The following is a 16,096-nucleotide window of genomic DNA, read 5'->3' as shown; positions in this document are numbered from 1 at the left end:
GGTATGGGGGGAAGGCGCGGCATCATGGCATCTCCTCCTGAGCGGAGGGCGGCGCGCCGAATCCCCCACCGGCGCGGCGCCGCGGCAGGTCCTGCAGGTCCCCCTGGACGGAGTGCCATGTCAGCTGATGAAGCAAACCCCCCGCACGACATGCAGGGGAGGGGTTCGGTGCCACGCCCGCGCACCGAGCCCTCTCCCGCACCGCGCGACGAGGGCAGGACGGTGCCCGCGCCGAAACCGACGATCCGCAATGTCGCCGAACGCGCCGGTGTGTCCAAATCGCTTGTCTCGCTGGTCATGCGGGGGTCACCGCACGTGAGCGAACGCCGGAGGCAGGCCGTCCTGCAGGCCGCCCGGGAGCTCGGCTACCGCCCGAACGCCGTGGCGCGCAGCCTGGTCGAGGGGCGCACCCGGCTGATCGGCGCCATCGTCGCCGACCTGCACAACCCGTTCTTCGCCGAGTTCCTCGACGGCCTCCAGGAGAGCCTGCACGGCGCGGGGCTGCGGATGCTGGTCGGCAGCGGCCGCTGGGACCCGATGTTCGAGGCCGAGGCGGTCGAGGCGTTCCTGGAGATGCGGGTGGACGGGCTGGTCCTGCTCAGCGTCGTCCCCGAGTCGCTCAAGGAGGCCGCCGCCAGCGTCCCCGTGGTGGTCGTCGGCGAGCGCGACGTCCACGGCGTCGACATCGTGGTGGACGACGACGAGCTCGGTGCGAGCCTCGCCGTCGACCACCTCGTCCAGCTCGGCCACCGGCGGATCGCGCACATCGAGGGGGCGCGCTCCACGACCGCGCGCTACCGCCGCGCCGGCTACGAGAAGGCGATGCGGCGCCACGGCCTCGACGACGAGATCGTCGTGGAGGCCGGCGACTTCACCGAGGACGGCGGCTACCGGGCCGCGGGCTCCCTGCTGCGCCGCGACGCCCGGCCGACCGCGATCTTCGCTCCCAACGACCTGGTCGCGACCGGGGCGCTGTCGGCCGCCGACGAGCTCGGCATGCGGGTCCCCGCGGACCTGTCCATCGTCGGGTACGACAACACCCACCTCGCGGCGATCCGGCACATCTCGCTGACCAGCGTCGACCAGCCGCGCCGCGACATGGGCCGGGTGGCCGCCGAGATGCTCACCGCCCGCATCGGCGACCCGTCCCGCTCCGCGCGCCAGAAGCTGGTCGTCCCGCACCTGGTGGTCCGCTCGACGACGGGACCCGCTCCCACCCCGTGACCCCGCCCCCACGCCGCCCCAGGGACGTCTCCCGCCCTCCCCTCGCTCCCGCACCACCCGCCGCCCTGGCACACGACGCGTGGCCCACACCCCCGGCTCGCGGACGTGCTCCGCGGCCAGGCGCTCCCAAGCTCCTCGGCGCTGCAGAACAGGGCAGCCCTCGTCGGCAATGCCCTGGCCGCGACGCCGCGCTCGGCAACACCGCGCCCCGTAACGCCGTCGGCCGTGACGTCACGACGCCGTGCTCGCAGCCCCCGCGCCGCGGCACCGCCGCGCCCCGCGACGCCGTGGGATGTGAGGCCGTCGGCCGTGCGCCGTGGTCGTGCTTCGTGAGGGCGTGGCTGTGACACGTTGACCGTGCCCACGCAGCTCGGCATTCTCCCCAGGTCGTGCCGCCGTGCGCCGCGACGCCGGCCGCCGTGAGGCCGGCGGCCGTCACGTCACGTCCTGGCGCTGGGCGCCGGAACGCGGTGGCGCCGTGGAACGTGAGGGCGTGCTTCGTGAGGGCGTGGCTGTGACGCGAGGATCGTGCTCCCGTAATCGGGCACTCTTCTTAAGCCGCGGGGCTGTGGGCGTGGCGCTGTGGGGCGTGAAGCCGGGGTTCTTCGCGGCGTGGCGTTGGCGGCTAGGGCGCTGGGCCGGTATGGCGGGGGTACGGGGACGGTCGATCGTTTCTCGAACCGGTGCGTGGCGGGTAAGGGGCCGGCCAAGGCTGCCGCATTCGCGGGGACGGGGCCCGCGGCCAGGTGGTTAATGGGACTTCACCGTCGGCGGGCGGTCCCGGGCGGCCTCGCGGTAGGCCTCCGGGGCGGTCCGCCGGCGGTCGGGTCAAGGGTCTGTCCAGCCAGGGGGTAATGCTCGTGCGTGATCCGGAACTGGTGTCGTGCGCGCAGCGCGCGGCGAGCGAATTGGAACGCGCGTGGTCGGAGTGGCGGCACGCGCGCGGCCTCGCCGAGCAGGTGTCGGAGTCCGTCGCCAGCTACGTCGCCCATTCGATCGACCACCCGTGGGGCCGTCCCCGCGTGGTCCTCGGCCTGGACGCGGACGAGGCGCGCGCCCTCGCGGCCCTGCTGGGCAAGGAGGACCCGCTGCGCGGCTGACCCCCCCGATTCCGCCGACTCCGTTTGACGAACCTGCGCGGGTGTGCAGACTGTCAGGGTCGGTAACGAAGTCATCACGGAGGAATCGGCCTGTGCGGATCAATCGAGGCGGCCCCGCGGTCGCCGGTATCGCGCTGTGCCTGGGCGCGCTCGTCGCGTGCAACGGTTCCTCCGGGACGTCCGGCGGCGGTGAGGCGGCCGGGCCGCCGACCGCCGGGGCGGCGTCCCCGGGCGGGTCGAAGGGCGGCGAGTCGCCCGCGTCCGCCAAGGGGGACCCGGCGGCGCTGGACGGCAAGGTGATCGTCATCGATCCGGGGCACAACGGCGGGAACGCCGCCAACCCGTCGGCGATCAACCGGCAGGTGAAGATCGGCAACGGCAGCAAGGCGTGCGACACGACCGGCACCGAGACCAAGGCCGGCTACGCGGAGCACGCCTTCACCTGGGACGTGTCGAAGCGGCTCGCCGACCTCCTGCGCTCCCGGGGCGCGAAGGTCACGCTGACCCGCAAGGACGACAAGGGCGTCGGCCCCTGCGTGACCGACCGTGCCGCGGTCGGCAACCGGCTCAAGGCCGACGCCGCGCTGTCCATCCACGCCGACGGGGCGTCCCCGTCCGGCCACGGCTTCCACATCATCGAGCCGCTGTCCATCGGCCGGAACGCCGACATGGTGTCCGACTCCGCCGAGCTGGGCGAGGCGCTCCGGAACGCCTACCACGAGGGCACCGGCATCCCGTACTCCAACTACCTCGGCAAGAATGCCATCGACCGGCGCGACGACCTCGGCGGCCTCAACATGTCGACCGTGCCGAAGGTCTTCATCGAGTGCGGCAACATGCAGAACGCGGACGACGCGGAGAAGCTGTCCAGCGCCTCGTTCCGGCAGCGTATCGCCGAGTCTCTGGCCAAGGGCTTCCAGACGTATATGCAGTGACATTGCATTTCTCTCCTCCTTCGGGCCTTGGCGGCCCTCCATCGTCGAGAAATGCGGGCGATCGCTGGCATCGCTCCGGCTCGCCTTGCGGCTCGCTGCGCGATCAGGTTCTTGCTTCGCTTGAACCTGCCTTCGGACGCGATCGCAACCTTTCGGTCGTTGTCAGTTGCGGTTAGAGCCTGGTCCGTCCGCGCTGGTGGGTTCGCGGGGTGTCCAGGTCGGGGGTGACCGGCGATCCGGGACGTGTGGTGCGCGCTCAGCGGGCAGGATGGGCGGATGCGTGATCTTCGTCGTGTGCGTGAACTGCTGCTCGGGGCCGGCTACACCGTGGCGGGGGTGCGTGAGGCGCTCGGGCCGGTCGCGGGCGGGGCGCTGGCGCGTGACGAGATCGTGCCCGCGTTGCGGGCGACGGCCGGCGGGTCGCCGGTCGAGGTCCTGACTCGGCTGTTCTGGCTCCAGGTGCCCGTTCCCGAGGGCGCCGTCGCCGTGGACGATCTCACAGCGGCGGGGCTCGCGGAGGCGTCCGGCGGGCAGGTGCGGGCGCTGCTGCGCGTCGAGCCGCTGGAGGCCGTGGACGGTGACGGGCACGCCGGTTACGCCGTCTCCGATCTGAAGGTCCGGCCCGGCGATGGACGCGTCCCGGCGGACGATCATGTCGTGGGCACGGGCGGCGCGTCGGCGAACCTGGCGCAGCTGGTTGTCCACAGGCCTGTGGACAACGTGCTCGATCTGGGCACGGGTTGCGGCGTCCAGGCGGTGCACGTGGCGGGGCGCTCCCCGGGCGCGCGCATCACCGCGACGGACGTGAATCCGCGGTCGCTGGAACTGGCCGCGATGAGCTTCGCGCTGTCCGGCGTGGACGGCGCGGAACTGCTGCGCGGGTCGCTGCTGGAGCCGGTCGAGGGCCGCCGGTTCGACCTGATCGTGTCGAATCCGCCGTTCGTCGTCGCGCCGCCCGGCGACCGGCGGTTCGCCTACCGCGAGTCGGGGATGGCGGGTGACGACTTCTGTCGGCGGCTCGTCCGGAGCGCCTCGCGGTACCTGAACGACGGCGGATATTGCCAGCTCCTGGCCAACTGGCTGCATGTCGAAGGGGTCCCGTGGGAGGAGCGCGTCGGCGCGTGGATGGACGGCTGCGACGCGTGGATCGTCCAGCGCGACGTCCAGGATCCGGCGGAGTACGCCGAGTTGTGGCTGCGGGACTCCTGCGAGGCGGGCACGCCCGAGTACCGCGCCCGGTACGAGGCGTGGCTCGATCACTTCGAGCGGGAGAACGTCACCGGGATCGGGTTCGGCTGGATCACGTTGCGGCGCAGTGAGCGTCCGGCCGTCCGGATCGAGGAGCTCCGGCACGCCGTCGAGCAGCCCGTCGGCGCGTACGCGCACGAGGTACTGGACGGCCTCGCGAAGGCCGACGAGTTTTCCACAGCCTGTGGACGACTGCTCGCGGCGGCGCCAGGTCTCGTCCAGGAGCAGATCGGCCCGCCCGGCGCCGAGGACCCGGAGCGGATCGTGCTGCGGCAGGCGCGGCGGCTCCGCCGCGCCGCCGGTGTCGGGACGGTCGAGGCCGCCCTCGCCGGGGTTTGCGACGGCACCCTGCCCCTCGACCGGCTCCTGGACGCCATCGCGCAGCTCACCGGAATGGACGCGGGCGAGGTCCGCGCGCACGCCGACGCCGTCCTGCCGGAACTGATCGCCGACGGCTTCTTCGTCTAGTGCGCGTACGCGAACACCGGCCGGGTCGCCGGGGCAGGGCCGGCCCGCCGGAGGTCAGCCTCGCGCGTCGTCGAGGGTGCGGAAGGCGCTGCCGCGCAGGCGGCGCGCCAGGTCGCGGTTGACGCGGTGCGCCCAGAGCGGACCACCGTAGATCATCCCGGTGTACCCCTGGACGAGGGTCGCGCCCGCCCGGACGCGCTCCCACACGTCGTCGGCCGTCTCGACGCCGCCGACCGAGACCAGCGTGAGCCGCCCGCCCGTACGCGACCGCAGCCGGCGCAGGACCTCCAGGGACCGCTCCCGCAGCGGCGCGCCCGACAGCCCGCCGGTCTCCTTGACCAGCGCGGGCGGGCTGAGCAGGGCGTCGCGGCCGATGGTGGTGTTGGTCGCGATGATGCCGTCGAGGCCGAGTTCGAGGGCGAGGTCGGCCACGGCGTCGACGTCGTCGTCCGCCAGGTCCGGCGCGATCTTCACCAGCAGCGGGACGCGGCGCGCGGACGAGCGGTCGGCGGCCTCCCGCACGGCCGTCAGCAGCGGCCGCAGGTGCTCCACGGCCTGGAGGTTCCGCAGGCCGGGCGTGTTGGGGGAGCTGACGTTGACGACGAGGTAGTCGGCGTGCGGGGCGAGCCGCTCGGTGCTCGCGACGTAGTCGGCGGCCGCCGAGGCCTCCGGGACGACCTTCGTCTTGCCGATGTTGGCGCCGACGACGGTCCCCGGCGCCCGCCGGGCGAGCCGCCGCGCGGCGGCCTCGGAGCCCGCGTTGTTGAAGCCCATCCGGTTGATGACCGCCCGGTCAGGAACGAGCCGGAACAGCCGCGGGCGCGGGTTGCCGGGCTGCGGGCGCCCGGTCACCGTCCCGATCTCGACATGGCCGAACCCGAACGCGCCGAGCGCCGCGAAGGCGACGGCGTCCTTGTCGAACCCGGCGGCCAGCCCCAGCGGGCTCGGGAAGTCGAGCCCGAACGCGCGGACCGCCAGCGCGGGGTCGCGGGGCGCGAGCAGCCGCCGCAGCAGCGGCACCGCGCCGGGCACCGCCTGGATCGCGTGCAGCGCCCGCAAGGTCAGATGGTGGACGGTCTCCGCTGGGACCCGGGAGATGACCAGTGAGAACAGGAGTCGATACATCGCCGACCAGTATCCCAGCCATGCCGCCGGGAATTCGGTTGAGGGCCCGCCGAGCCGCTGCCTACCCTGACCGCATGCTGGTCAATGCCGAGGCCACCGCCTGGTGGCCCACTCCGCAGCGTGTCTACCGCGACCGTCCCGCCGGCGGGTCCGGCCGGGACGCGATCCGCGTCTGAGCTGCACGCTCCCGCGCGGCCGGACCTGGGTGCGAACGAAGACCACACCCAGCCGAACGGGAGAACCTCATGTCCAAGAGCCGGGGCCGGAACGGCATGCTCGGCGTAGGCGGCCAGCGCAGGAACCTGTCGCGCGGAGAACTGCGCGGCGGAAAGGCGCAGGCGGCCGGCGGCGACGCCCGAACCGCGGCCGAGAAGAAGAAGGAACTGCTCCGCAAGATGCGCGAGCGCAACGAGCAGCGCACCTCCGACAACGAGTAGCGACCAGACCGCGCCGGCCCCACCCGGGACCGGCGCGGTTCGTTCGTACCGGGACGAGGAGTTGAGTCGTACGGAGGCCCCTGAACAGTTCGCCTTGCAGCGCAACCCCGCAACAACCTGAATGGCTGCGATCGCGTCCGAAGGCAGATTCGAGCGAAGCAAGAATCTGATCGCGCAGCGAGCCGCAAGGCGAGCCGGAGCGATGCCAGCGATCGCCGCAGTGCCCGACGATGGAGGGCCTCCAAGGCCCGAAGGAGGAGAGCACTGCAGTCAACTCAGCGCCCTCTGAAGGTTCGGCGTAGTTGGAGGCGTGCGTCTCGGGCCGCCTCTCGCATTGTGCGTCGGGTGGCGCGGAGCGGGTCGCGGATTGTGATCCGCCAAGTCGAGCGGACGCCGTGGCCTATCGGGCGTAGAACGTTCGTCCGTGTCCAGCGTGCCGGGGTGACGACCAGGACCCGCACCGGGACGACGACCAGCGTCCGCCAGAGCCATCGGAGGATCCGGGCGGCGAGGCGCCACGCCCCCACGGCCCCGGCGACGACCGGTGCCAGCAGGTGGCGCCACACGGTCCGCGCGGGCACGACGATCAGGACGTGTCCGAGCCAGGCCAGGAAGCGCCCGATCAGCCGCCATGACCACACCACGGCCGCGGCGAAGGCGCGCCAGCCGGATGCGAGCACGCCGCCGAGCGCGCCCAGGACGGTGAGGGTGCCGCGGCCGAGCCAGGTGAGACCGGCCCAGAGGGTGCGGGCCAGCCAGGCGATGCCGAGCAGCGGCGGCCGCAGGACGTACCGCCACAGCAGCACGGCCGGCAGGACCACGAGGACGCCCAGCAGCAGGCCGATGCCCTTGAAGAGCAGCCCGAAGCCGCGCCCGAGGATGCCGAGGAGCCACATGAGCCCTCGGCCGAGCGCCTGCAGCGGACGGAGCAGCAGGAACGCGAGCAGTCCCCCGAGGCCGCGTCCGATCAGGGAGAGGAGCCGGCCGATCGGCGCGATCAGGACCCGGTGGATCCACCGGGCCAGCCGTCCCGTCCCGCGCCCGAACCACCGCAGGAAGCCGAGGACCACGACGACGGCGAACCAGCGCAGCGGCCGGACGACGAGGAGGCCGACCAGCGCGGCGACCCCGCGGCCGATTGCGGCCAGGAGCCGTCCGGCAGGGGTGAGCAGCCACCGGTACAGCGCGAGCCAGGCGCCCCGCAGCAGCCGGCCGAGCAGGCGGGCGAACCGGCCCGGGGCACGCATGAGAGCGTTCCACGCGGCCCGGACGCCGCGGGCCGTCAGCACGGCCAGGTCCCAGCCGAACCGCAACGGGATCACGACGATCAGCGCCAGCACGCGGGCGGGGACGACGATCCACGCCGGACCCGGCCTCGTCGTGCCCGGTTCGGCGGGGCGGTCCTTCGTCAGGTCGACCGGGGCCGCTGAGTCGTTTCCGGTGGTCACCGCAGCCTTCCTCGTTCCCGCCCCGCTTGCAACGGCGCATGCATGTGACTCGACGCGCGGGCGTCCGGTTCCCGGGGGTTGAACCCGTTACGTGGGGTTCACCGTATTGCTCCTCGATCCGGGAGAGCGGCGGCTCCACCTCGATCGACGTGCGGGACCTGGAACCGGAGCCGGGGCCCAGAACGACCTGGAGGACACGACATGAAATTCCCACGTTGGGCGATCCCCGCTGCGGCCGCCCTCACGGCGTCGGGACTTGTGCTGACCGCGTGCGGGCAGGAGAAGGCCGGGGGGAAGCAGAACGCCGCGGGCTCCCAGGCACAGGCGAAGCCGTCGGCCGAACCGTCCGAGTCGCCGGCCCCCGAGCCGACGGTGCTGGAGGTCGCCAGCGTCACCAAGCTCGGCAGGGTCGTCACCGACGGCAAGGGCATGACCCTCTACCGCTTCGACAACGACACCGCCCGCCCGCCCGCGTCGACCTGCGCGGGCGCCTGCGCCAAGGCATGGCCGCCCGTGTGGGCGGGCCAGGGCGACACCGAGGTCAAGGGCGTCCAGCAGTCGCTGGTCGGCAAGGTCAAGCGCCCGGACGGCAAGTGGCAGGTCACGCTCGGCGGGTGGCCGCTCTACCGGTTCGCCAAGGACCTCAGCCCCGGCGACACGAGGGGCCAGGGGGTGGGCGGCACCTGGTACGCCGCGGCGCCGACCGGCAAGAAGGCGGCCCCGCTCAAGCAGGCGAACGGCAACCGCTGGAAGGGCTGGACGGTCGTCAAGGCCAAGCGGGACCCGAAACTCGGCCTGATCCTGACCGACGGCAAGGGCATGACGCTCTACCGCTACGACAAGGACAAGAACAAGCCGCCGACGACCAACTGCTTCGGCTCGTGCAAGAAGGCATGGCCGCCGGCCGTCTTCAACGGCTGGAAGCACCTCAAGCTCGAAGGCGTCTCCAAGAAGGTCGTCAATTTCATCGAGCGCAAGGACGACGGCAAATGCCAGCTCACCATCGACGGCTGGCCCATGTACTACTACGAGCAGGACAAGCAGCCCGGCGACACGAAGGGCCAGGGCGTCGGCGGGGTCTGGTGGGCCACCACCCCGACCGGAAAGAAGGCGGCCGGCACGGGGTCGGGCTCCGGCACCGGTGACGGCGGCGGCGGAGGCGGCGGTTACGGGTCGGGCGGCGGTTACTGAGCCGCCGGCGCGCCAAACCCGCCCACAGGACCAACCGTCCACACAGGCGAAGGCGCGGAGGGCGCGCGGGTCGGTCGGGGTCCGCGCTCTCTCCGCGCCTTCTTCATGCACGCCTACTTCACACCCCGCCTTCCCGCCCTCCGCCTTCCTACCCCGGATCTTCACGCCCCTGACCTTCATGTATCGCTCTTAACGAGTCGGCCTTCAGGCCCTGAATTCCGCGCGCCGACCTTCACGCCCGGACCATGGCCGCGCCATCCCCTGATCAAGATCCTTTGCCTTTCGATTACTCTCCGGATCTCGACACTCACGTAATCCGGTGGTCGAATGGGGGGCCAATCCCGCCGAGGGGGCGGCCCGGCGAAGTGCCCGCAACCCGGTGGGGGTTTCGGGAGGCCCCATGGTCGAGCGAGTCGATCGAGCGGAGAGCGAGGCGGAACCCGCCCGGCACCGGACGAGGGTGGCCGGACGGCACGGTCCCGCGGAGCGGGCACGATCGGCATGGCCGCGGGGGCGATCGGCAGGACCGCGGCGGCGATCGGCAGGGCACAAGCATCGAGCCGCATGGCCGAGGGCCGCGATGGCGCTGGCGCTGCTGGCCGGCGGGCTGACCGCCTGCGGGGACGGCGGCGGCGCGCCGAAGCTCACCTGGTACATCAACCCCGACAACGGCGGGCAGGCGGCCATCGCGAAGTCCTGCACGCAGGCCGCGGGCGGACGGTACCGGATCGAGACGTCCCTGCTGCCGAGCGACGCGACGCAGCAGCGCGAGCAGCTGATCAGGCGGCTGGCGGCCAAGGACTCCGGGCTCGACCTCATGAGCCTCGACCCCGTGTTCGTGGCGGAGGCCGCCAACGCCAAGTTCCTGCGCCCGTTCACCAGGAGCGAGGCCGCGCCGCTGACCGAGGGCGTGTTCGCGCCCGCCGTGCAGAGCTCGATGTGGGAGGGCAAGCTCTACGCGGCGCCCTTCTGGGCCAACACGCAGCTGCTCTGGTACCGCAAGTCGGTGGCGAAGAAGGCGGGCATCGACCCGAACGCGCCCGGCTTCACCTGGGACAAGCTCATCGACGCGGCCGTCCGCACGAACACGACGATCGGCGTGCAGGGCAACCGGTACGAGGGCTACATGGTGTGGATCAACGCCCTGATCGCCTCGGCCGGGGGCCGGATCATCAGCGGTGCCGAGAAGGGCGACGACGCGAGCATCGACATCGACTCGCCGGCCGGCGGGCAGGCGGCGTCGATCATCCGGAAGCTCGCCCGGTCCTCCGCCGCGAGCCCGACGCTGTCCACCGACATCGAGGAGCAGTCCCGGGCGACGATCAACGGCGCGCGCGGCGGCTTCCTGCTCAACTGGGGTTACGTCTGGCGCGCCGAGAAGGGCGACGCCGACGCCGGCGCGATCGGCAAGGACATCGTCGGCGACCTCGGCTGGGCGCGCTACCCGGCGGTCGACCCGCAGCAGCCGAGCCGGCCGCCGTTCGGAGGGATCGAGATCGGCGTCGGCGCCTACAGCGAGCACCAGGACCTCGCGGTCGAGGCGACCCGGTGCATCACCTCGCCGGCGAACATGGAGCGGTACATGCTCGACGAGGGCAACGTCGCCGCACGCCCGGCGATCTTCGACGATCCCGACATCCTCAAGGAGTTCCCGATGGCCCCGCTGATGCGGGACTCCATCGCCTCGGCCGCGCCCCGTCCGGCCACCCCCTACTACGCCGACATCTCCGGCGCCATCCAGAACCGCTGGCATCCGCCCGCGTCGGTGAACCCCGCGACGACGCCGCGCCGGTCCGCGGAGTTCGCCCGGGCGGTCCTCGGCGGCGAGGCGCTGCTGTGAGGGAAGGCCCTGAAAGGAAGGTGTCCGGATGACGTCCGCAGAAACGGCACCGAAGCTCGACCGGTCCGCCGGCGCCCCCGCTCCCGCCCGCGCGGAGATCTCCGACCGCGGCCGCGCGGAGCGCAGGCTCGGGCTGCTGCTCTCGCTGCCCGCCGTGGTGGTGATGCTTCTGGTCACCGCATACCCGCTGATCAATGCCGTGTACGAGTCGCTGTTCAGCTACCGGATCACCGCGCCGGACGACCGGCGCTTCGTCGGCCTCGGCAACTACGCGACCGCCCTGTCGGACGCCCTGTTCTGGCAGACGGTGCTCACCACCCTGATCATCACCGTGGCCACGGTGGGGGTGGAGCTGGTGATCGGGTTCGCGCTCGCGATGGTGATGCACCGCGCCGTCTTCGGGCGGCGGACGGTGCGGACCGCGATCCTGCTGCCCTACGGGATCGTCACGGTCATCTCCGCGTTCGCCTGGAAGTACGCCTTCGACGTCCAGTCGGGGTTCGTCAACTCCTGGTTCGGGCTCGGCGACTTCGCCTGGTTCTCCGACCGCTGGGCGGCGCTCTTCGTGATCGTCCTGTCGGAGATCTGGAAGACGACGCCGTTCGTGTCGCTGCTGCTGCTCGCCGGGCTGGCGCAGGTCCCGGCCGACCTCGGCGAGGCCGCCACGGTGGACGGCGCGACGGCGTGGCAGCGGCTGAAACGGGTCACGATCCCGAACATGAAGGCCGCGATCCTCGTCGCGGTGCTGTTCCGGACGCTCGACGCGTGGCGGATCTTCGACAACGTCTTCATCATGACGTCCGGCCAGGAGAAGACCCAGGTGCTGTCGTTCCTGACCTACCAGCAGATCATCACCCGGACCGAACTCGGCCTCGGCAACGCGGTCGGGGTGCTGCTGTTCCTGTCGGTGGTGCTGATCGCGGCCGTGTTCATCAAGGGGTTCCGGGTGGACCTCTCCCAGGTGCGAGGTGACCGCTGATGGAGTCGGCGCGCTCGAAGTGGCTGTGGATCGTCGCCTCGCTGCTGATCCTGGTGTGGACGGCGTTCCCGATCGTGTGGATCGTGATGCTGTCGTTCAAGCAGCCCAGCGAGATCGGCAACGTCCAGGGCTTCTTCCCGAAGACATGGACGTGGGACAACTACGAGACGGTCTTCAAGACCGACCTGTTCACCTCGGCACTGATCAACTCGATCGGCATCTCGCTGATCGCCACGTTCGTCGGGGTGGTGTTCGCGACCCTGGTGGCCTACGCCATCGCGCGGCTGGAGTTCCCCGGCAAGCGGCTGATCCTGTCGTTCGCGCTCGCCATCGCGATGTTCCCGGTGGTGTCGCTGGTCGGGCCGCTGTTCGACCTGTGGCGCAACATCGGGCTCTACGACACCTGGCCCGGCCTGATCATCCCCTACATCTCGTTCGCGCTGCCGCTCGCGATCTGGACGCTGTCGGCGTTCTTCCGCGAGATCCCCTGGGAGATGGAGCAGGCGGCGCAGGTGGACGGGGCCACCAGCTGGCAGGCGTTCCGCAAGGTGATCGTCCCGCTGGCCGCGCCCGGCGTGTTCACCGCCGCGATCCTGACCTTCTTCTTCTGCTGGAACGACTTCGTCTTCGGGATCTCGCTGACCTCCACCGACCGGGCCCGTCCCGTCCCGGCGGCGCTGGCGTTCTTCACCGGCGAGTCCTACTTCGAGCAGCCCACCACCGCCATCTGCGCCGCCGCCGTCGTCGTCACGGTCCCGGTCGTGATCATCGTCCTGGCGTTCCAGCGCCGCATCGTGGCCGGGCTGACGTCCGGCGCCGTCAAAGGCTGAGAGGAAACCATGGCCGCCATCACCATGAAGAACATCGTCAAGCGGTACGGCGACGGTTTCCCGGCCGTGAACGACGTCTCCCTGGACGTGCGGGACGGCGAGTTCATGATCCTGGTCGGGCCGTCCGGCTGCGGCAAGTCCACGCTGCTGCGGATGATCGTCGGGCTGGAGGACATCACGTCCGGCGAGATGGTCATCGGCGACCGGGTCGTCAACAAGGTCGCGCCGCGGGAGCGGAACCTGTCGATGGTGTTCCAGAACTACGCGCTCTACCCGCACCTCAGCGTGTTCGAGAACATCGCCTTCCCGCTCCGCCTCGCCAAGGTCGCCGACGACGAGGTGCAGCGGCGGGTGAAGGAGACCGCCGACCTGCTGGAGCTGACCGAGCACCTCGACCGCAAGCCCGCGAACCTGTCCGGCGGGCAGCGGCAGCGGGTCGCGATGGGCCGCGCGATCGTCCGGCAGGCGGACGCGTTCCTGTTCGACGAGCCGCTGTCGAACCTGGACGCCAAGCTGCGCGGGCAGATGCGCACCGAGATCTCCCGGCTCCAGCGGCGCCTCGGCGTCACCACCGTGTACGTCACGCACGACCAGACGGAGGCGATGACGCTCGGCGACCGGGTCGCGGTGCTGCGCAAGGGCGTCCTCCAGCAGGTCGGGAGCCCGCGCGAGCTGTACGAGGAGCCGGTCAACCTGTTCGTCGCCGGGTTCATCGGCTCGCCTTCGATGAACTTCCTGCCCGCGTCCGTGGACCGCGCCGCGGACGGCGTCTTCCTGGAGACGCCGCTCGGGCGGTTCGAGCTGCGCGACGCGCGCAAGGCCGCCGCGATCGGCGACCGCTCGGTCGTGCTCGTCGGGATCCGCCCGGAGCACTTCGAGGACGCCTCGCTCGTCGGCGAGGAGAAGCAGGCGCGCGGCAGCCTCGTCCGGGTCCGGGTGGACGTGACCGAATGGCTCGGCAACGAGCTGTACGCCTACGTCCCGTACGAGGCGCCCGCGGACCTCACCGCCCAGTTGCGCGACCTGTCCCGGGAGCTCGACGGCGACCAGTTGCGGACCCAGGCGGTCGTGGCGCTGGACGCGGCCAGCCTGATCGCGCCGGGACGCGAGGCGGAGCTGTGGATCGACACGACGCGGGTGCACCTGTTCGACCCGTCCACCGGCGAGAACCTCACCCGCGACGAGGAGCGCGTCGCGCAGCTCGACCGCCTCGCGGAGGAGTCGCGCGCCGCCCACCGGGAGGCGCAGCGCGAACCGGCGGCCGAGGGCGCGTCCGGGACGTCCGTCGCGGGCCCCTGAGCCGATGCACTTCGTCTTCACCCCGCCCGGCGAGTCGGCGGCCGGCCTGCTGGACCTCCCGTGGGCCGAGCCGCTCGGCGACTGGGACGATCAGCGGCTGGTGGAGATCAGGCAGCGCGGCCTGTCCCGGCACACGGTCCGGTTCGTGGCCGAGGGCGGGGCCGTCTACGCGATGAAGGAGCTGGACGCGCGGCTGGCCCGCCGCGAGTACCGGCTCCTTCGGCGGCTCCGCGAGCTGGGCCTGCCCGCGGTGGAGGTCGTCGGCGTGGTCGTGGACCGTCCCGGCCTGGACGCGATCCTCGTGACGCGCTTCCTCGATTTCTCCTCGTCCTACCGCGCGCTGTTCGCCAACGCGCGGTACGGGCATCCCACCGACCGTCTCCTGGACGCCCTGGTGGAGCTCCTCGTCCGGCTGCACCTGGCGGGTTTCATGTGGGGCGACTGCTCGCTGTCCAACGTCCTGTTCCGCATGGACGCCGGAGCGTTCGCCGCCTACCTGGTGGACGCGGAGACCGCGGAACTGCACCCGTCCCTCAGCGAGGGGCAGCGCGGCTACGACCTCTCCCTGGCCCGCGAGCGGATCGCCGGTGAGCTGTTCGACCTGGCCGCCGCGGGGACGCTCCCCGAGGAGGTCGACCCCATCGACGTCGCGGACGACACCGTCCGCCGCTACCGGGGGCTGTGGGACGAGCTGACCCGCGAGGAGGTGCTGCGTCCCGACGAGCAGCGCTTCCGCATCGCCGAGCGCCTGCGCCGCATCAACTCGCTCGGCTTCGACGTGGACGAGGTGGAGCTGGTGGACGCCGGGCCGTCCGGCGCACGGCTGCGCGTCCGGACCCGCGTGGCCGAGCCAGGGCACCACCGCCGCATCCTCATGGCCCGCACCGGGCTGGACGCCCAGGAGAACCAGGCCCGCCGCCTCCTCAACGACATCGCCGCCTTCCGCGGGCACCTGGAGCGCGTCCACGGCGGCCCGGTCCCCGAGGTGGTGGCGTCGAACCGCTGGCTCGCCGAGGTGTACGAGCCGGTCGTCACCGCGGTCCCGCCCGACCTGCGCGACCGCCTGGACGACGTCGAACTGTTCCACGAGGTGCTCGAACACCGCTGGTTCCTGTCCGAGAAGGCGGGCCGCGACGTCGGAACGTCGGCGGCGGCCCGCGACTACCTCACCTCCGTCCTGCCCGAGGTCCCCGAGGACCTGACAGAGACCGGACGCGCCCCTGACACGAGCGGTTGATCCTTCTGGCACGATCGAGGGCATGTACGAGCGCTTCGCCCACGAGTACGCCATCCATGCCGAGGACAGCGCCTACAACGCCCTCTACGACCGTCCCGCCGTGCTCGGCCTCGCGGGGGACGTGGCCGGCCTCACCGTCTTCGACGCCGCCTGCGGCCCCGGCCTCTACACCCGCGAACTGCTGGACCGCGGCGCCCGCGTCGCCGGCTGCGACGTCAGCCCCACCTTCGTCGGCATGGCCCTCGAACGCACCGGAGGCCGCGCCGACCTGCGCGTCCACGACCTGTCCACGCCGCTGACCTGGATGCCCGACGCCTCGGTCGACCTCGTCGTGTTGGCGCTGGCCCTGCACTACTTCGACGACCGCGTCGCGCTGCTGAAGGAACTGCGCCGCATCCTGGGCAAGGGCGGCGCCCTCGTCCTCTCCACGGAGCACCCCATGGCGGGATGGCTCCGACTGGGCGGCTCCTACTTCGCCGAAGAACCGGTGGAGGAGTCGCTGAGCCCCGAGCGCGACTGGCCGATCCGGGCGTGGCGGCGTCCCCTGACGGCGATCTGCGCCGAGTTCCGCGCGGCCGGGTTCCTCATCGAGGAGCTCGTGGAGCCGCGTCCCGTCCCCGAGATGGCCCACCGCTACCCCGAAGACCACGCGAAACTGGAGGAGTCGCCCGCCTTCGTGGCCTTCCGCCTCGTCCCCGCACGCTCCTGACCGCCCGCGGCGGCACGGCCCGGCTC

14 protein-coding genes are annotated in these 16,096 nt (G+C 71.9%); 12 read left to right on the top strand and 2 right to left on the bottom strand.

Annotation, left to right across the window (positions count from 1 at the left end; all coding sequences use genetic code 11):
• The first annotated feature begins 150 nt into the window (after window positions 1–150).
• The 4 genes from K4S16_RS19225 to K4S16_RS19210 all read left to right on the top strand — a co-directional run bounded on the left by K4S16_RS19225 (window position 151) and on the right by K4S16_RS19210 (window position 4,975).
• The gene (locus K4S16_RS19225) at window positions 151–1,224 is read left to right on the top strand and encodes a LacI family DNA-binding transcriptional regulator (RefSeq protein WP_375708336.1); all 1,074 of its coding nucleotides are present in this window, start codon (window positions 151–153) and stop codon (window positions 1,222–1,224) included.
• Between the two features lie 854 nt (window positions 1,225–2,078).
• Entirely contained in the window at window positions 2,079–2,324 is a 246-nt protein-coding gene (locus tag K4S16_RS19220) for a hypothetical protein (RefSeq protein ID WP_235036917.1), read from the top strand.
• 92 nt (window positions 2,325–2,416) lie between these two features.
• Window positions 2,417–3,259, top strand: a complete 843-nt coding sequence (locus tag K4S16_RS19215; RefSeq protein ID WP_235036916.1) for an N-acetylmuramoyl-L-alanine amidase — start codon at window positions 2,417–2,419, stop codon at window positions 3,257–3,259.
• Window positions 3,260–3,535: 276 nt separating this feature from the next.
• A complete protein-coding gene (locus tag K4S16_RS19210) occupies window positions 3,536–4,975 on the top strand; it encodes a class I SAM-dependent methyltransferase (RefSeq protein ID WP_149260360.1) in 1,440 nt (479 codons plus the stop codon).
• 54 nt (window positions 4,976–5,029) lie between these two features.
• On the opposite strand, the gene K4S16_RS19205 is transcribed toward K4S16_RS19210, so the two are convergent.
• Window positions 5,030–6,100: a quinone-dependent dihydroorotate dehydrogenase gene (locus K4S16_RS19205; protein WP_149260359.1), complete on the bottom strand. Its 1,071-nt coding sequence runs from the start codon at window positions 6,098–6,100 to the stop codon at window positions 5,030–5,032.
• 245 nt (window positions 6,101–6,345) lie between these two features.
• On the opposite strand from K4S16_RS19205, the gene K4S16_RS19200 reads away from it, so the two are divergent.
• Complete coding sequence (locus K4S16_RS19200; RefSeq protein ID WP_149260358.1) at window positions 6,346–6,537, top strand: DUF6243 family protein; 192 nt, start codon at window positions 6,346–6,348, stop codon at window positions 6,535–6,537.
• A gap of 275 nt (window positions 6,538–6,812) precedes the next feature.
• Here the strand turns inward: K4S16_RS19200 and K4S16_RS19195 are convergent, their stop codons facing one another.
• Window positions 6,813–7,985: a hypothetical protein gene (locus K4S16_RS19195; RefSeq protein ID WP_149260357.1), complete on the bottom strand. Its 1,173-nt coding sequence runs from the start codon at window positions 7,983–7,985 to the stop codon at window positions 6,813–6,815.
• Between the two features lie 201 nt (window positions 7,986–8,186).
• Here K4S16_RS19195 and K4S16_RS19190 point away from each other — a divergent pair, with 201 nt between their 5' ends.
• The 7 genes from K4S16_RS19190 to K4S16_RS19160 all read left to right on the top strand — a co-directional run bounded on the left by K4S16_RS19190 (window position 8,187) and on the right by K4S16_RS19160 (window position 16,070).
• The gene (locus K4S16_RS19190; protein WP_149260356.1) at window positions 8,187–9,176 is read left to right on the top strand and encodes a hypothetical protein; all 990 of its coding nucleotides are present in this window, start codon (window positions 8,187–8,189) and stop codon (window positions 9,174–9,176) included.
• Window positions 9,177–9,756: 580 nt separating this feature from the next.
• Window positions 9,757–11,016, top strand: coding sequence for an extracellular solute-binding protein (locus K4S16_RS19185; RefSeq protein WP_200841973.1), 1,260 nt, complete (start codon window positions 9,757–9,759; stop codon window positions 11,014–11,016).
• Between the two features lie 28 nt (window positions 11,017–11,044).
• The gene (locus K4S16_RS19180; protein ID WP_149260354.1) at window positions 11,045–11,995 is read left to right on the top strand and encodes a carbohydrate ABC transporter permease; all 951 of its coding nucleotides are present in this window, start codon (window positions 11,045–11,047) and stop codon (window positions 11,993–11,995) included.
• The gene (locus tag K4S16_RS19175; protein WP_149260353.1) at window positions 11,995–12,825 is read left to right on the top strand and encodes a carbohydrate ABC transporter permease; all 831 of its coding nucleotides are present in this window, start codon (window positions 11,995–11,997) and stop codon (window positions 12,823–12,825) included. The genes K4S16_RS19180 and K4S16_RS19175 overlap by 1 nt, the downstream gene beginning before the upstream one ends.
• A gap of 9 nt (window positions 12,826–12,834) precedes the next feature.
• The gene (locus K4S16_RS19170) at window positions 12,835–14,124 is read left to right on the top strand and encodes an ABC transporter ATP-binding protein (protein WP_149260352.1); all 1,290 of its coding nucleotides are present in this window, start codon (window positions 12,835–12,837) and stop codon (window positions 14,122–14,124) included.
• A gap of 4 nt (window positions 14,125–14,128) precedes the next feature.
• The gene (locus K4S16_RS19165; protein ID WP_149260351.1) at window positions 14,129–15,361 is read left to right on the top strand and encodes a DUF4032 domain-containing protein; all 1,233 of its coding nucleotides are present in this window, start codon (window positions 14,129–14,131) and stop codon (window positions 15,359–15,361) included.
• A 22-nt stretch (window positions 15,362–15,383) separates the two neighbouring features.
• A complete protein-coding gene (locus tag K4S16_RS19160; RefSeq protein ID WP_149260350.1) occupies window positions 15,384–16,070 on the top strand; it encodes a class I SAM-dependent methyltransferase in 687 nt (228 codons plus the stop codon).
• Window positions 16,071–16,096: the final 26 nt, after the last annotated feature.

Origin of the sequence: Actinomadura sp. K4S16 (assembly GCF_008327685.1) — a bacterium.
In the GTDB taxonomy this organism is placed as follows: Bacteria; Actinomycetota; Actinomycetes; order Streptosporangiales; family Streptosporangiaceae; genus Spirillospora.
This window is presented reverse-complemented; position numbering and strand designations above follow the sequence as displayed.

What these genes read in the sequence shown, in the direction of transcription:
- K4S16_RS19225 (WP_375708336.1), top strand. Translation starts at nt 151, where the DNA reads ATGCAGGGGAGGGGTTCGGTGCCACGCCCGCGCACCGAGCCCTCTCCC.
- K4S16_RS19220 (WP_235036917.1), top strand. Translation starts at nt 2,079, where the DNA reads ATGCTCGTGCGTGATCCGGAACTGGTGTCGTGCGCGCAGCGCGCGGCG.
- K4S16_RS19210 (WP_149260360.1), top strand. Translation starts at nt 3,536, where the DNA reads ATGCGTGATCTTCGTCGTGTGCGTGAACTGCTGCTCGGGGCCGGCTAC.
- K4S16_RS19205 (WP_149260359.1), bottom strand. Translation starts at nt 6,100, where the DNA reads ATGTATCGACTCCTGTTCTCACTGGTCATCTCCCGGGTCCCAGCGGAG.
- K4S16_RS19200 (WP_149260358.1), top strand. Translation starts at nt 6,346, where the DNA reads ATGTCCAAGAGCCGGGGCCGGAACGGCATGCTCGGCGTAGGCGGCCAG.
- K4S16_RS19190 (WP_149260356.1), top strand. Translation starts at nt 8,187, where the DNA reads ATGAAATTCCCACGTTGGGCGATCCCCGCTGCGGCCGCCCTCACGGCG.
- K4S16_RS19185 (WP_200841973.1), top strand. Translation starts at nt 9,757, where the DNA reads ATGGCGCTGGCGCTGCTGGCCGGCGGGCTGACCGCCTGCGGGGACGGC.
- K4S16_RS19180 (WP_149260354.1), top strand. Translation starts at nt 11,045, where the DNA reads ATGACGTCCGCAGAAACGGCACCGAAGCTCGACCGGTCCGCCGGCGCC.
- K4S16_RS19175 (WP_149260353.1), top strand. Translation starts at nt 11,995, where the DNA reads ATGGAGTCGGCGCGCTCGAAGTGGCTGTGGATCGTCGCCTCGCTGCTG.
- K4S16_RS19170 (WP_149260352.1), top strand. Translation starts at nt 12,835, where the DNA reads ATGGCCGCCATCACCATGAAGAACATCGTCAAGCGGTACGGCGACGGT.
- K4S16_RS19165 (WP_149260351.1), top strand. Translation starts at nt 14,129, where the DNA reads ATGCACTTCGTCTTCACCCCGCCCGGCGAGTCGGCGGCCGGCCTGCTG.
- K4S16_RS19160 (WP_149260350.1), top strand. Translation starts at nt 15,384, where the DNA reads ATGTACGAGCGCTTCGCCCACGAGTACGCCATCCATGCCGAGGACAGC.